The 14,364-nt window shown below is 70.2% G+C and carries 13 protein-coding genes and 1 tRNA gene; 10 read left to right on the forward strand and 4 right to left on the reverse strand.

Annotated elements, in window-relative coordinates:
* The first annotated feature begins 145 nt into the window (after positions 1 to 145).
* Complete coding sequence (gene mtnN, locus ACK4TT_RS04950; protein WP_410212550.1) at positions 146 to 856, forward strand: 5'-methylthioadenosine/S-adenosylhomocysteine nucleosidase; 711 nt, start codon at positions 146 to 148, stop codon at positions 854 to 856.
* A gap of 106 nt (positions 857 to 962) precedes the next feature.
* Here mtnN and ACK4TT_RS04955 read toward each other — a convergent pair whose 3' ends face one another.
* A complete protein-coding gene (locus tag ACK4TT_RS04955) occupies positions 963 to 2,792 on the reverse strand; it encodes a DUF885 domain-containing protein (protein WP_410212551.1) in 1,830 nt (609 codons plus the stop codon).
* A gap of 312 nt (positions 2,793 to 3,104) precedes the next feature.
* Between ACK4TT_RS04955 and ACK4TT_RS04960 the strand changes: the two genes are divergently transcribed.
* The 9 genes from ACK4TT_RS04960 (at position 3,105) to ACK4TT_RS05000 (ending at position 9,307) form a co-directional block, all read left to right on the forward strand.
* Positions 3,105 to 3,569 (forward strand): endonuclease domain-containing protein, encoded by a 465-nt coding sequence (locus ACK4TT_RS04960; protein ID WP_410212552.1) that lies wholly within the window; start codon positions 3,105 to 3,107, stop codon positions 3,567 to 3,569.
* Positions 3,570 to 3,573: 4 nt separating this feature from the next.
* The gene (locus tag ACK4TT_RS04965) at positions 3,574 to 6,120 is read left to right on the forward strand and encodes a helicase-related protein (RefSeq protein ID WP_410212553.1); all 2,547 of its coding nucleotides are present in this window, start codon (positions 3,574 to 3,576) and stop codon (positions 6,118 to 6,120) included.
* The gene (locus ACK4TT_RS04970; protein WP_410212554.1) at positions 6,117 to 6,416 is read left to right on the forward strand and encodes an RNA-binding S4 domain-containing protein; all 300 of its coding nucleotides are present in this window, start codon (positions 6,117 to 6,119) and stop codon (positions 6,414 to 6,416) included. Before ACK4TT_RS04965 ends, ACK4TT_RS04970 begins: the two co-directional genes overlap by 4 nt.
* 18 nt (positions 6,417 to 6,434) lie before the next feature.
* Complete coding sequence (locus ACK4TT_RS04975; protein WP_410212555.1) at positions 6,435 to 6,569, forward strand: hypothetical protein; 135 nt, start codon at positions 6,435 to 6,437, stop codon at positions 6,567 to 6,569.
* Positions 6,570 to 6,611: 42 nt separating this feature from the next.
* Positions 6,612 to 6,854 (forward strand): DUF805 domain-containing protein, encoded by a 243-nt coding sequence (locus ACK4TT_RS04980; protein WP_409636147.1) that lies wholly within the window; start codon positions 6,612 to 6,614, stop codon positions 6,852 to 6,854.
* A 103-nt stretch (positions 6,855 to 6,957) separates the two neighbouring features.
* Complete coding sequence (fdxA, locus tag ACK4TT_RS04985) at positions 6,958 to 7,299, forward strand: ferredoxin FdxA (RefSeq protein ID WP_409636150.1); 342 nt, start codon at positions 6,958 to 6,960, stop codon at positions 7,297 to 7,299.
* A 299-nt stretch (positions 7,300 to 7,598) separates the two neighbouring features.
* Complete coding sequence (locus ACK4TT_RS04990; RefSeq protein WP_409636153.1) at positions 7,599 to 8,114, forward strand: CarD family transcriptional regulator; 516 nt, start codon at positions 7,599 to 7,601, stop codon at positions 8,112 to 8,114.
* A gap of 116 nt (positions 8,115 to 8,230) precedes the next feature.
* Positions 8,231 to 8,307: transfer RNA gene (locus ACK4TT_RS04995), tRNA-Arg, on the forward strand.
* Between the two features lie 94 nt (positions 8,308 to 8,401).
* Positions 8,402 to 9,307, forward strand: coding sequence for a MurR/RpiR family transcriptional regulator (locus ACK4TT_RS05000; protein ID WP_409636308.1), 906 nt, complete (start codon positions 8,402 to 8,404; stop codon positions 9,305 to 9,307).
* A 2-nt stretch (positions 9,308 to 9,309) separates the two neighbouring features.
* Here the strand turns inward: ACK4TT_RS05000 and ACK4TT_RS05005 are convergent, their stop codons facing one another.
* The 3 genes from ACK4TT_RS05005 to ACK4TT_RS05015 form a co-directional block, all read right to left on the reverse strand.
* The gene (locus ACK4TT_RS05005) at positions 9,310 to 10,062 is read right to left on the reverse strand and encodes an HAD-IIA family hydrolase (protein WP_410212556.1); all 753 of its coding nucleotides are present in this window, start codon (positions 10,060 to 10,062) and stop codon (positions 9,310 to 9,312) included.
* A gap of 167 nt (positions 10,063 to 10,229) precedes the next feature.
* Entirely contained in the window at positions 10,230 to 11,768 is a 1,539-nt protein-coding gene (locus ACK4TT_RS05010; protein ID WP_409636313.1) for an alkaline phosphatase D family protein, read from the reverse strand.
* 121 nt (positions 11,769 to 11,889) lie between these two features.
* Positions 11,890 to 14,064 (reverse strand): TonB-dependent receptor plug domain-containing protein, encoded by a 2,175-nt coding sequence (locus ACK4TT_RS05015; RefSeq protein WP_410212557.1) that lies wholly within the window; start codon positions 14,062 to 14,064, stop codon positions 11,890 to 11,892.
* Positions 14,065 to 14,364 lie beyond the last annotated feature (300 nt).

Below are 14,364 nucleotides of genomic sequence, written 5' to 3' on the forward strand. Positions count from 1 at the left end.
CTTCAGCCGCGAGAACTGCTCGTCGCTCAGCCAGAATTCCGTCATTCCCGCTCTCCTCTGAGAGCTTGAAGCACTGTTCGGCCAAGTCCGGAATCCCGCTTATGGGTCCAGACCCTAGGCCCCGATCCGCTCTAGAGAGGCGCTCATGCACGGCATCCTCTGCGCGACCCCTGAGGAGCTCGCGGCGCTCCGCGACGTCCTCCACCTCGATCCCGAGCCCGAGGTCCATGGGCGGACCGAGGTGTGGACCGGCCACGGGCTGGCGCTGGCCCGCAGCGGCCTGGGCAAGGTCAACGCCGCGGCCGCCGCCGCCCTGCTGCTCACGCGCTACGAGGCCCGGGCGCTGATCTTCTCAGGCGTGGCGGGCGGGCTGCACCCGGAGCTGCCGGTGGGCTCGGTGCTGCTGGCCGACCGGCTGGCGATCCACGACTACGGCATCGTCACGGCGGGACGGTTCACGTCCACGCGGTCGGGGGTGATTCCCTTCGGCGCCCCGCCGGCCGAACTGGAGCCCGTCGCGCCGCACGTGCGCGACACCCTCGCCCGCCTGCTGGCCGAGGTGGCGCCCCGGCTGGAGCATCCCGTGCGGCTGGGCGGGATCACCACCGCCGACTACTTCCTGAACTGCGGCGAGACCCGCGACGCGCTGCGGGCGACACTGGGCGCCGACGCCATCGACATGGAGAGCGGCGCGGTGGCCCAGGTCGCCGAGGCCTGGGGCGCGCCGCTCTACGTGATCCGCACGCTCTCGGACCTGGCGGGCGAGGAGAGCCACGTGACCTTCACCGAGATGGAGGCCATGGCGGCCAGGAACTCCGCCGCCTGCGTGAAGGCGCTGCTGGAGATGCTGGGGTAGCGCCAGCGCCGCTTAAGAGAACCACGGATTTCACCGATTTTCACGGATGGGCGCCAGAGCGCCGGTGATCCGTGCAATCCGTGAAATCCGTGGTTCGAAAGAAGGGCTACGCCCCCTTCGCGCTCGCGATGTAGCGGTCGATCACCGTTTCGAGGACGGCGAGCGGGGCGCCGCCCGTGGTGACCACGGCGTCGTTGTAGTCGCGCAGGTCGAACTTCGGCCCCAGCGCCGCCTTGGCCTTCTCGCGCAGGCGGACGATCTCGTTGTGGCCCATCTTGTAGGCGCACGCCTGGCCGGGGCTGGCGCAGTAGCGGTCCACCTCGCTGGTGATGGCGCCCTTGGAGCGGCCGGTGGCGGCGACCATCCACTCGATGGCCTGCTCGCGGGTCCAGCGCTTGTCGTGCAGGCCGGTGTCGACCACCAGGCGCGCGCAGCGGAAGCGGATGGCCTGGAGGTAGCCCAGGCGGCCGAAGGGGTCGTCGGCGTACATGCCCACCTCGTCGGCGAGCTGTTCGGCGTAGAGCGCCCAGCCCTCGGTGAAGGCCCCGAAGCCCATCAGCGAGCTGATCGTGTGGATGCGGTCGTGCTTCTCGGCGAGGTAGGCGCCCTGCCAGGCATGGCCCGGCAGCGCCTCGTGCATGGTCAGGCTGGCCAGGGTGTAGGTGGGCCAGTTCCCCGTATCCATCAGGTTCACGTAGTAGATCGCCGGGCGCGAGCCATCGAGGGACGCGAAGTTCATGTAGCCGAGCGCCGCGCCGGCCTCGATCTCCCTGGGCACCGCGCGCACCTCGACGGGGGCCTTGAGGTCCAGCTTCGAGAACTTCGGGATGAACGGCCGGATGGCGGCGAGCTTGCCCTGGATGTAGGCCAGGACCTTGGCCTTGCCCTCGTCGGTGTTGGGATAGAGGAAGCGCGGGTCCTTGGTGAGCGCGCCCATCCGCTCGCCCACCGTGCCCTCGGTCATGCCCTGGGACTTCAGGATGCCGTCCATGACGGCGTCGATCTCGCGGCCCTGGCGCAGGCCGATCTCATGGACCTCGGCCGGCGTGGCGTCGGTGGTCGTGTGGTACTTGAGCGCCCAGCGGTAGTAGTCGGCGCCGTCCCTGAACTTCCAGACGCCGGCGTCGTGGGTGGCCCGGGGCTGGAGCCCCTTCACCGCGGCGATCTGGCGGTCGATGGCCGGATAGACCTTCTGGGCGACGATGGCGCTGGCCCGGGCCTCCCAGTCGCCGGCGATCCCCTTGGCCTTGGTCCGCTCCACCAGCGAGGTCACCAGGCGCGCCGCGCCCGGCTGGGGCGCACGGGCGTCGGAGAGCTGGGTGAGCGCGGTGGCCAGGATGAAGTCCGGCGGAATGACGCCGGCCGCCGCCGCGTCGGCCATGCGGGCGTTCTCGGCGTCGATGGCGCCGGCGATCTGGTCGAGGCGGGCGACATAGGCCTCGGCGTCCTCGCGGGTCTCGATCGGGTGCTGGGAGTTCAGGAACTCCGGGACGAGCGCGACGACACCGTCCTGCTGGCTGACGACGTAGGGGTTGGCGTAGTCCTGGCCATAGGCGAACCGGCCGCCCTGGGCGCCCACGTCCTGGGCGTAGAGCACGGTGTCGTAGAGGGTCAGGTCCGAGCCCGACAGGCTGGCCCGCGGAATGGCCCGCAGGCGGCGCGCGCGGTCGGCGTAGGCTTCGACCTCCTTGCGGCGGCCCTCGGCCGAGCGGTCGCCCAGGCGGCGCCTGAGGCCGGCGCGCGGGCCCTTGTCGAGGCCGAGCGAGGTGGCGAACTCGGGCGCGTCATCGAGGATTTCGTCAACGAAGGCGTCGAGCAGGGCGGCGAGCCGCGGATCGGCGACCGGCCCCGAGGCGGCGAGCGCGCGCAGCGGCAGGGCGGTGGAGACGCCGGCGGCGAGCGCCGACAGCAGCAGTTGGCGACGGGAAGCGAGCATTGGGGGTCCCCCGGGAACTTAGGATTGCGGGGACCCTAGCCGCCGCCGTGGCCCGCGCAATCGCCGGGGCCGATCATTGCCGGATTTTCATGTTCGGGGAGGACGAGACGGGCCTTCTTCCCCTCGAACGGAGACGAGGCGACCTCCGAATTGGAGAACCACGGAATACACAGAAGGCGCGCCGAGCGCGCCTGCGCGGAAGGGCGCGGTTGTGGGCCCCGGTTCGCCCTTCTCCCCTTGCGGGAGAAGTGTCAGCCGCAGGCTGACGGATGAGGGGTCGAAGAACGCCTCCACCTGAGCCATGCTGCGCACATGGATGGCAAAGCGACGACCCGGCGGGCCCGGAGCCTGCGCCGCAACGCCTCCTCCACGGAGCGCTTCCTGTGGAAGCTGCTACGCGACCGCCGCCTCGAAGGGCTGAAGTCCAGGCGGCGGGTTCCGATCGGCCCCTATGTCGTGGACTTCCTGTGTCGCAGGCATCGGCTGGTGGTGGAGGCTGACGGTCCCTTCCACAACCCCGAGCATGATGCGGCGCGGGACGCCTGGCTGGCGGCGCAGGGGTTCAGGGTGCTGCGCTTTACCAACAACGAGATCGGGGCGGCCGACCACCGCGTGATGAACCGTATCCTGACGGCGGTCGGGCGGCCTTCGGCGAGGTCTGAACAACCCCTCATCCGACCCGCTGCGCGGGCCACCTTCTCCCGCAAGGGGATAAGGGCGAGGTTTCCCGCGACGGCAGGCCGCGCTTGCCCGACTCCGCGCGGCGACCCACCTTAGGGCCATGAGCGACCGTCCCTCGGGCGCTGCGCCGCCCCGGCTCGTGGCGGTGCTGGGTCCCACCAACACGGGCAAGACCCACCTGGCGGTCGAGCGGATGCTGGGCCACCAGTCGGGCATGATCGGCCTGCCGCTGCGGCTGCTGGCGCGGGAGATCTACGACCGGATCGTGGGGCTGCGCGGGGCGCGCGCGGTCGCGCTCATCACCGGCGAGGAGAAGATCGTCCCGCCGCGGCCGGCCTATTTCGTCTGCACCGTCGAGGCCATGCCCCTGTCGCGGGAGGTCGAGTTCCTGGCGGTCGACGAGATCCAGCTCTGCGCCGACCCCGAGCGCGGCCACGTCTTCACCCACCGCCTGCTGCACGCACGCGGCACGCGCGAGACCATGCTGATGGGGGCCGGGACCATGGCCCCCCTGGTGCGCCGCCTGCTGCCCCACGCCGAGATCGTGACCCGGGACCGGTTCTCGGCGCTCACCTACTCCGGCCCCAAGAAGCTGACCCGCCTGCCCCGGCGCAGCGCCGTCGTGGCCTTCAGCGCCGACCAAGTCTACGCCATCGCCGAACTGATCCGCCGCCAGCGGGGCGGCGCGGCGGTGGTGATGGGCTCGCTCTCGCCGCGCACCCGCAATGCCCAGGTGGCGCTCTACCAGTCCGGCGAGGTGGACTTCCTGGTCGCCACCGACGCCATCGGCATGGGCCTCAACATGGACGTCGACCACGTGGCCTTCGCGGGGCTTCGCAAGTTCGACGGCCAGCGGACGCGGTTCCTCCATCCCCAGGAGGTGGGCCAGATCGCCGGCCGCGCCGGGCGCTACCAGACGAGCGGGACCTTCGGCGTCACGGGCGACTGCGAGGACATGGACGCCGACCTGGTGGAGGCCGTCGAGCACCACCATTTCGAGCCGGTGGCCGGGGCGGAGTGGCGCAACTCCAGGCTCGACTTCGGCTCCCTGCCCGCCCTGATGCGGTCGCTGGCCCAGCCGCCCGACCGCGAGGGCCTGAAGCTCGCCAAGGAGGCCCTGGACGAGACCACCCTGCGCCAGCTCGCGGGGGACGAGGACGTGGCGCGCCGGGCGCGGGACAAGGCCAACCTGACGCGCCTGTGGGACGTCTGCCAGACGCCGGACTTCCGCAAGACCGCCACCGACGAGCACGTGCGGCTGGTGCGCGACTTCTTCCTGCAGCTCACCGCCGGGCGGCGGCGGCTCTCCGAGGACTGGATCGCCCGGCAGTACGCCCACCTCGACCGCACGGACGGCGAGATCGACATGCTGTCGTCCCGGCTCGCGAGCGTGCGGACGCTGGCCTACGTCGCCAACCGGCCCGACTGGCTGGCCGACGCCGGCGCCTGGCAGGCGAAGACGCGCGCGCTGGAAGACCGGCTCTCGGACACCCTGCACGAGAAGCTGATGGCCCGGTTCGTGGACCGGCGGACCAGCGCGCTGATGCGGGCGCTGAACGTGCGCGAGGAGATGCTGGCGGGCGTGACCTCGGACGGGACGGTCACGGTCGAGGGCCATTACGTCGGGCGGCTCAGCGGCGTGCGGTTCGAGGCGGCCGAAGGAGCGACGGTGCTCGAGACCAAGGCCCTGCGCGCGGCGGCCAACCACGCGGTGGCGCCCGAGATCGCCAAGCGGCTGGGCCGGCTGGCGTCCGAGCCGGACGCGGCCTTCCAGCTTTCGCCGGACGGGACGGTGCTTTGGCGCGGCGAGGCGGCGGGCGCGGTGAGCGGCGGGGCGCCCTTCAGCCCCCGCGTGCGGCTGTTCGGCGAGCTGGGGCCTGAGGCGGCGCGCGAGCGGGCCCAGCGGCGGCTGGAGGCCTTCGTGGCCGCCGAGGCGGCGCGCAGGCTCGCGCCCCTGCGCCGGCTGGAGACCGCGGTGGCCGAGGGCAGGATCAAGGGCCTGGCGCGCGGCCTGGCCTACCGGCTGATCGAGGCCGGCGGGGTGCTGGACCGGGGCGAGGTCCGCCAGGAGACCCGGGCGCTGTCCCAGGTGGAGCGGCGCACGCTGCGGGGCCTGGGCGTGAAGATCGGGGCGTTCTCGCTCTACATGCCGGGGCTGCTGAAGCCCGAGGCCAGGGCGCTGGCCCAGGCGGTGCTGGGGCGCGAGGCCGGGGAATGGCGCCCGGCGGCGGGCGAGGTCGTGCGCCTGCCCGAGCCCGCGCCCTCCCCGCGCCTGCTGGCGGCGTATGGCCTGCGGGCGGTCCGCGGGCTGGCGGTCCCCGTCGAGCGGCTGGAGCGGCTGAACGAGCTGATGCGCGGCGCCGTGAAACAGGGCGCTGGCGTGGTGCTGTCGGACCAGGCGCGCGAGGAACTGGGTTGGACCAAGCACGAGACCGAGACCCTCCTGCGCGGCCTGGGCTTTGCGCCGGCCAACCGGCCGAAGGACGGGGAGCCGGTCGCCTGGCGCCGGCGCGGCGAGCGCAGGGCCAAGGCGGAACCCAAGCCCGTGGCCCACTCCCCCTTCGCGGCGCTCGCGGCACTGAAGGACCAGCCGCCGCCCGCGCGCCGCAAGCGCCGGCCCAGGCGCCGGAAGGCGGCGGGCGCATGAGCGAGGAGTCCTGCCGCGTCGACGTCTGGCTCTGGCGCGCCCGCTTCTTCAAGACCCGCTCGCTGGCGGCGAAGTTCGTGGACGAGGGCCGCGTGCGCCTGACCCGCTCTGGCCAGGAGAGCCGCCTCGACAAGCCCGCCCGGCCGGTGAAGGCGGGCGACCGGCTGGTGTTCGCCGTGGGCGGGCGGCTGATCGACGTGACGGTCGAGGCGCTGGGCGAACGGCGCGGCCCCCCGGCCGAGGCGCGCACGCTCTACTCGACGTTGTCCGAAAACCCGGGCACCCTCGCGCCTTAAGGTTCGAGGAGAGCGAGCGTGGACGATCCGGTGCGCGACGTGGCGAGCGACCGCCAGGGCAAGCGGGCCAACTGGCTGGCCGGCCGCGCCGACCGCAAGGAATACTGGGCCTATGTGCTGATCGTGATGGCGACCTTTTCGGTCCTGAGCTAGGCGGGCTTCGCCCCGGGATCGGGGGCCGGTCTCGCGACGATGATGCTTATCCAGATCCGCCGCTTCCACGACCTGGGCCGCACCGGCTGGTGGGCTGTGGCGCTGATGGCGGCGCAGATGGCCGCGGCCTTTGCCCTCGTGAGCTTGGGCGACGTGGGCGTGGGGATCACCGCGCTGATAGGGCTGACCGCGATCGCCGTCGTGGGCGCAATCCCCGGCCAGCCGGTGGAGAACCGCTTCGGCCCGCCCCGCCGCCAGCGCCCGCTGACCGAGATATTCCGGTAGACGCCTGATCCGGCTTCCAGAAATCCTGGCGCCACGCCGCATTGACATCGTGCTGCGGCGCCGCGAAAACCCGCGCGCCCGAGAGCCGGAGTAGCTGCGCGCCATGACCTACATCGTGATGGATCCCTGCATCAAATGTAAGTTCATGGACTGCGTCGAGGTGTGCCCCGTCGACTGCTTCTACGAGGGCGAGAACTTCCTGGTCATCAATCCGGACGAATGCATCGACTGCGGCGTGTGCGAGCCGGAGTGCCCTGTGGACGCCATCAAGCCCGACACCGAGGACGATCCGGACGGCAAGTGGCTGAAGGTGAACTCCGAATACTCGCGCGTGTGGCCGAACATCACGGTCAAGGGCACCCCGCCCGCAGACGCCGAGCAGTTCGAGCGCGAAACCGGCAAGTTCGAGAAGTACTTCTCCGAGAAGCCGGGCCGCGGCTCCTGAAGCCTCTACCGTCGGCGTCCTGACCCCCGCCGGCGCAAGCCTTTCATTCCGCTGAATTTTGTGTTATCGTCATGAACGACGTGGCGGTGCGGCCTGCCCCCTGCCTGTCTCAACACAGAACAGTCCTCCGGCGATTCCGACCGGGCGGACGAAGGGTGTCTTAAGAGGTCTACTTCCGCTCAGAGTGATGACGCCGCCGCGGTTTCCTTCGCGGAGAGGGTGGCATTGTCGCTCGGCGGTCGCTCGCGTCGGCGGAGTCCGGGCCTGCCCCGGACAGCAGTTATTGAGAGGGTTTCTCGATGAGCAAGAACGGTCACGATTTCTCGGTTGGCGATCACGTCGTCTACCCCGCCCACGGCGTGGGTCAGGTGCAGGGGATCGAAACCCAGGAAGTCGCCGGTCTGAAGCTTGAGGTCTACGTCATCACCTTCGACCACGAGAAGATGACCCTCCGCGTCCCCACGGCCAAGGCGAAGACCGCCGGCCTGCGTCCGCTGGCCGACACCGGCCTGGTGACCAAGGCGCTGACCACGCTGAAGGGCCGCGCCCGGGTGAAGCGCACCATGTGGTCGCGCCGCGCCCAGGAGTACGAGGCCAAGATCAACTCGGGCGACTTGATCTCGATCGCCGAGGTGGTGCGCGACCTGCACCGCGCCGAGAACCAGCCCGAGCAGTCCTACTCCGAGCGCCAGCTCTATGAGAGCGCCCTGGACCGCATGGCCCGCGAGGTCGCCGCCATCGAGCGCATCGACCGCGATGCGGCCATCGCCATGCTGAACAAGTCGCTGGTCAAGGCCACGGCCGCGGCGGCCTGAGCCAGCTCAAGACCGACTGAACCCCAGACGCCCGGCCTCACCGCCGGGCGTTTTCGTTTGAGCCCCCGGCCCGTTCCCAAACCGCTGCGCATGGCTTAAGACCCGGCGGCGCGCGTGGCCCGGTAGCTCAGCCGGATAGAGCAGGGCTTTCCTAAAGCCAAGGTCGGGGGTTCGAGTCCCTCCCGGGCCGCCACGCCGCCGGCCGCCCGTTGGCGAGGCGGCTGGACCGGCGCCGCCGCCAATGGCAAGACCGCCACTCGGACGCAGCAGGCTTGGACTCAGCGCGCATGACGGACTTGCCGGAGACCTCGAAGCCGGGCGGCCGGTCTCGGCCCGCGGCGCACGCGCCGGTGGACAACGCGCTCGCCCGGATCCGCGCGATGCAGGGCTCGCTGGCGCCCGGCGCCCGGCGGATCGCCGACTACGTGCTGCAGCGTCCGGACGAGGTGCTGCAGATGTCCGTCACCGAGCTTTCCGAGGCCACCCAGGCCAGCGAGGGCAGCGTCATCAACTTCTGCCAGCGCCTGGGGCTTTCGGGCTTCCAGCAGCTCAAGTTGAGCCTCGCACAGGAGATCGTCCGGCCGGTCCAGTTCATCCACGAGGACCTGGAGCCCGGCGACGACGCCGACATCGTCTGCCGCAAGATCTTCCATTCGGGCATTCAGGCGCTTCGGGACACCCTGTCGGTGCTCGATCCCCGCGCGCTGGCCCGGGCCGTCGAGGTGCTGCGCGGCGCGCGGCGGATAGAGATCTACGGCATTGGCTCGTCGGCCCCGATCGCCGAGGACGCCCACTATCGGATGCTGCGCATCGGGCTCGACGCCAAGGCGGTGACGGACAGCCACATCCAGGCGATCAGCGCCTCCCAGACCGATCCGGGCGTGGCGGTGCTGACCATCTCCCACTCGGGCGCGACCCACGAGACGGTCATGTCCACGAAGCTCGCCAAGGCGGCCGGCGCCCAGACGGTGGTGATCACCAACTACGCCCGATCCCCGATCCAGGCCCACGCCGACGTGGTCCTCTTCACCATGGCCCGCGAAACCCGCTTCCGGACCGAGGCGATGACCAGCCGCATCGCCCAGCTCTGCGTTCTGGACGCCGTGATCGCGGCTCTCGCGCTCGCCGACTACGACCGGGCGACCGAGAGCTTGCGCAGCACCTTCGACGTGCTTTCGAGCAAGCGCTTCTGATCTCAGGGAAGGAGGTCGGCCAGGGCGAGGCCCGAATGCGGCCCGACCAGCACCCCCGCCATGCCCAGGGCCAGCGCCCCCGCCATGTCGGTCGCGGGATTGTCCCCGATCATCACGGCCTCGCCCGGTGCGACGCCGAGAACCCGGCAGCCCGTCTCGAACAGGGCGCGCTCGGGCTTGCCCACCACCTCGGCGGCGATGTCACGGGACGACAGGCACGCCTCCACCGCCGCCAGCAAGGCGCCGGTCTCTGGCACGATCCGCCCCTGCGGGCCGGGGTGCGTCAGGTCGGGATTGCCGACGATGAGGGCCGCGCCGCGCCGGATGGCGTTCACCGCCCGCTCCAGCTTGCCGTAGCTGAAGCGGTTGTCGCGCAGCAGGACCACAAGGTCCGCCTCGTCGCGGGCCAGGTTCACCCCCAGCCGCCGGGCCTCGGCCTTCATGCGGGGCGAGCCGATCAGCATCGTTCGGGCCGCGCCGCGCCGCTGAGCGCGCGCCAGGGCCTCGGCGCCCGCCAGCACGACCCGCTCCGGCGGAAAGCGGATACCCTGACTGGCCAGGCATTCTGAGAAATACTCAGGCAGATGCGTGGTGTTGTTCGAGACGATGGCGACGCGGTCGCGATGGGTCTCGATCAGTTCCAGCGCGGCCGACTCGAGCCGGTCCCCGAACGCCACGCAGCCGTCCCAGTCGAGCAGGAGTCCTTCCGCTGTCCGCAGGGCCTCACGCGCTTCAGCAGCAGACTGGAGGGCCACGCGAGGCGTTCCGCGGGGCTCGAGGACACGGTTCAAGTTCAAGACTCAAGACTCCGGACGCGATCACCCCGGAACCATCCTCGATCCGGCGTCGCACAAATAATGAATGATTCTCAATGCACGGTGCAGACGAGGCCGTCGGCGTTTCCGCGGAACGGCCTCGCCGGTCACATATCTCGGGTGCGGAATTCGGCGTCGGTCACCACGGCCGAGGCGCGGTCGCGCGGATCGGCCACGCCCCGGTACTCGGCGGTCCAGGTGCGGGCGTCGGCCGTGCAGCGGACATAGCCCCGGCGTTCGCCATTCACGTAGGCCGCGTGCGGATTGGCGTCCTTCGCGTCGTGCACGCTGTCGGCCCAGGGACAGTCCGACGAGATCGACGTGCCGGCGAACTCGTGGCCGACCCGCGGCGACCTGGCGTCGGCGGGATCGCGGTGGATGCGCATGGCCGCCGCGCAGTGCCAGTCGCCGCTCAGCACGATCGGGTTCGACGTCTGGGCCATGGCGTCGATCAGCCTCTGGCGCTGGACGGGGTAGCCGTCCCACTGGTCGGTGTTGATGTCGGGCGCGGCCGGCGGGGCGTTGTAGCGATAGGGCGCGAACCAGGTCTGCTGGGCCAGCACGTTGTACGTGGCGTCCGAGCGCGCCAGTTCGCCCAGCAGCCAGGCCTCCTGGGCGAGCCCCGTCATGCTGCGGGCCGGGTCCTGAAGCGCCTCGCAGGACGGGCCGCGCGGGAAGGCGTCGCTGCACACCTGGTCGGCGCGATACTGTCGGGTGTCGAGCAGGCAGACCTGGGCCGGGCCGAACCGGTAGGCGCCGTAGAGCTGCAGGTGGGCGTCCACGCCGGCGATGGCCGGCGGCCGTTCCAGAGGCATGTGCTCCCAGTAGGCCTTGAAGGCGGCCGCCTTGCGGACCTGGAACTCGAGCGGGGTCTGGGCCCAGGGGTCCTGCGGCGTGTCGCCGGCCCAGTTGTTGTCGACCTCGTGGTCGTCCAGGGCGACGATCCAGGGGCTGGCCGCGTGCGCCGCCTGAAGGTCGGGGTCGCCCTTGTAGAGGCCGTAGCGGTTCCGGTAGTCCCACAGGGTGACGATCTCGGGCCCGTCGTGCTGGCGCACGACCTCGAAGGTCTTCTTCCGGCCGCCGCCGACGTCACGGGTGTATTGGCCCAGCGGCGAGACGCCGCCCTCGTAGATGTAGTCGCCCACGTGGATCACGCAGTCCGGCGCCCACTTGGCCATGTCGGCGAAGGCGGCGTAGCGGCCACTCTGCCAGTTCTGGCAACTCGCCAGGGCGAGGCGCGCGGCGGCGTCCTTGCGGCTGGAGGTGCGGGTGCGCCCGACCGGGCTGTCGTCCTCCCCGAGGTGGAACTGGTACCAATACTCCCGGCCCGGCTCGAGGCCGTCGACCAGCACATGGACCGAGTGGGCGTCGGCGTCGGAGGTGACGAACAGGCCATCGCGGACCGTCCGGCGCATGGCCGGGTCGGCGCAGACCCGGTAGCGCACCGCCACCGCGCCGGCCGGCATGCCGCCGCCCTTGGTGGGCTCGGGCGCCAGCCGGGTCCAGAGGACGACGCTGGTCTCTCGCGGGCTGCCGGAAGCCACGCCGAGGGTGAAGGGATAGCGCGCGGGCGCGCCGCGGGAGACGCCCGGCGCCCAGAGCGGGGCGCTGCCGGAGGCGATCAGGAAATGCCGACGCGAGAACATGGAACGCCACCTCGTCTGGGTTCAGGGATGGATGAAAGGGACGCGAGGCTCGCGTCGCGTCCCGGGCCGGCCGCTGGGGGATAGCGCGGTCGCCGACGCCGGGACGCGACGGTCTCCTCCACTAGAACTTCGTGGAGAAGGTGACGTAGTAGGCCCGAGGCTTACCTTCGAATGGGTAACCGTAGTAGTAGGCCAGATCCGTGGTCTTGATCTTTCCGGTGATGAAGTCCTTGCTGAACCTCATGTTTCCGTAGCCATAGCGCTCAGCGTACTTCTCATCGAGCAGGTTCATCACACGGAATTGCAGGCGATACTGGCTGTCTTCCCCAAACCAGTAGCCGGCCGTTGCATTGACCACGAGGTATTCGCCGAAGTTGTGCCTCAGGACGTTGCCCGGCCCGCCCGTGGCGTATTCGGGGCCCTGGTAGCGAGGCAGCAGCGAGAAGTGGAAGCGGCCGGACTCCGAGTTGTAGTTCAGCCCGCCCTGCAGGAAGTATTCGGGCGTCTCGTTGATCTGGACGCTGCTGCCCGCGGGCGTCGCCTCCTGCTTGGTGTAGCTCAGGCTGGCCGACCACTCGGAATTGATCTGCCAGTCGAGGTCGGCGGTCAGGCCCCGGATCTCGGTCACGTTCGGGTCGTTGTAGTAGGTGTTGGGGGTGAGGCCCGAGGTGGTGCGGATGCGGTCGGTGATGTCGGTCATGAACCCGCCGACCTCCGCGCGGACCCGGCCGCCCATGAACGGCCGATCGAAGCCGATCCCGGCGTTGTAGGTCTCGGTCTCCTCGGTCTTCAGGTCGGGGTTGCCGACGATGGTCAGTTCCTCCCGGTAGAGTTCGTTGGTGCGCGGCAGGCTGTACGAGGTGCCGCCGTTGGCGCGGACGTAGAAGCCGCCCGGCAGGGGCTGGCGCACGCCGAACTTCCAGGTGGTCCGCTGGTCGAACGCCTCGGCGAAGTCGGTGCGCACGGCGAGCGAGATGGCGGTGTCGGGGCTGAAGGGCAGCCGCGGCCGCGCGTCGAAGTAGACGCCCGTGGTGGTCGCCCGGTCGTCCGAGATCAGGAACACCGAGGCCGAGTCGTCGCGGTAGGTGACCGACTGCACGCCCGCCACCAGCTCGAAGTACTTGTGGAACTTGATGGTGTTGCGGACCGTCAGGCCCAGTTCCTCATAGCCCGAGGCGTACTTGTTGCCCTCGCCAAAGCCCTGGTTCTGGTAGGGTTCGACCGCGCCGGTGAAGACGCCCCAGGGGATGACCTTCTTGGCGTCGCTGGGATCGACGCAGCCCGTGGGGATGCGGCAGATCTCGGCGAAGAGCTCGGTGTTGGAGAGCTGCGGATTGGTCCAGTAGGCCTCGACCTCGGTGTGCAGGTTCGGCGACCAGTCGCGGATGTAGCTCGCGTCGATGATCGGGAACTCCACGCGGTTGGGCGTGAAGACGTTGTTGTCCGGGAAGGCGTCCTGGAACTCGATCTGGGTGTACTGGGCGTTCAGCCGGAACTCGCTCGCCTCGTCGATCTTCCAGAGATACTTCACGCCGATGTTGTTGCGGTTCAGCGGGTACTTCTGGACGCCGCCGGCGGCGGCCACGTTGTCCACGAAATCCTCAGGACGGAAGATGCGCGGACCGTCTGTCTGCTGGCTGCTGCCGTAGAGCATGACGCTGTGACGCCCGTCGGCGTCGATCGGCATCGAGAAGTTGGCCCACAGCTCACGGGAATTGAACGAACCGTAGCTGACGCCGAACTCGCCCTTGCGCGTGCCGTCGGGCCGCTTGGTGACCAGGCTCACCACGCCGATACCGGCGCTGCTGCCGTAGAACAGGCTGTTGCCGCCCCGGAACACCTCCATCCGCTCGATCATGTGCGGATCGATGGTGGTGGTGCCCCAGATCTCCTCGAGGGCCGGGCCGCGGTCGTAGAGCGGCACGCCGTCCAGCACCACCAGGGTGTCCCGGTCGCCGCCGCCGTCCAGGCGGATGGTGTATTCGCCTTCGTCGGGCGAGTAGCCGATGTTGGCGCCGCGGACGAGCGCCACCGCCGCCTCGGCGATGTTGACGAACCCGCCGTCCTCGATTTGCTGGGCGGTGACGACCTGCACGGCGTTGCCGTACTCGATGGCCTCGGCGGCCCTGACGCTGGACACCTGGGCCCGGTGGCCAGTGACGATCACCTCGTCCACGGCCTTCGCCCCGGCCGGGCCGGCGGCGTCCTCGGCCATGGCCAGGGCGGGCGCGGCGGCGCCAGCCAGCAGAAGGCCGACGAAGGCCGTCGCAGAACGTTTCTGTCTCGCGGTGATCACGACATGTCCCCTATGAATTGAGCTCAGCTCACACCCCCGGCGCGGTCCGATTGGCCCACCGCCGTCGCAACGGAGGGCTCGTCTGCGCCGCGACGGGCCGTCGTCTAGCGGGGCCGTGTGACAGCGAAATGAACTATATTCATCTCATTGCGCGACAATGAATGAGCTGTTCGCATATTTCAGCGGAACTTCGCGCTGAGGTTGGCCCCCGCGTCGCAGGTCGCCGCGAAGCTGCGGAGCGCGCACGCTCGCCTTCACCAAAGAGGCGGCAGGGAACGGCGGCCGGGAAGGGGCCCGGGG

It is taken from the genome of Phenylobacterium sp. (genome assembly GCF_046463815.1).
Lineage (GTDB): Bacteria > Pseudomonadota > Alphaproteobacteria > Caulobacterales > Caulobacteraceae > Phenylobacterium.

Excerpts from the sequence above, each read along its gene's own strand:
- ACK4TT_RS04965 (WP_410212553.1), top strand. The coding sequence starts at position 3,574 with ATGAGCGACCGTCCCTCGGGCGCTGCGCCGCCCCGGCTCGTGGCGGTG.
- ACK4TT_RS04960 (WP_410212552.1), top strand. The coding sequence starts at position 3,105 with ATGGATGGCAAAGCGACGACCCGGCGGGCCCGGAGCCTGCGCCGCAAC.
- fdxA (WP_409636150.1), top strand. The coding sequence starts at position 6,958 with ATGACCTACATCGTGATGGATCCCTGCATCAAATGTAAGTTCATGGAC.
- ACK4TT_RS04970 (WP_410212554.1), top strand. The coding sequence starts at position 6,117 with ATGAGCGAGGAGTCCTGCCGCGTCGACGTCTGGCTCTGGCGCGCCCGC.
- ACK4TT_RS05000 (WP_409636308.1), top strand. The coding sequence starts at position 8,402 with ATGACGGACTTGCCGGAGACCTCGAAGCCGGGCGGCCGGTCTCGGCCC.
- ACK4TT_RS04990 (WP_409636153.1), top strand. The coding sequence starts at position 7,599 with ATGAGCAAGAACGGTCACGATTTCTCGGTTGGCGATCACGTCGTCTAC.
- ACK4TT_RS04955 (WP_410212551.1), bottom strand. The coding sequence starts at position 2,792 with ATGCTCGCTTCCCGTCGCCAACTGCTGCTGTCGGCGCTCGCCGCCGGC.
- ACK4TT_RS05010 (WP_409636313.1), bottom strand. The coding sequence starts at position 11,768 with ATGTTCTCGCGTCGGCATTTCCTGATCGCCTCCGGCAGCGCCCCGCTC.
- ACK4TT_RS04980 (WP_409636147.1), top strand. The coding sequence starts at position 6,612 with ATGCTTATCCAGATCCGCCGCTTCCACGACCTGGGCCGCACCGGCTGG.
- mtnN (WP_410212550.1), top strand. The coding sequence starts at position 146 with ATGCACGGCATCCTCTGCGCGACCCCTGAGGAGCTCGCGGCGCTCCGC.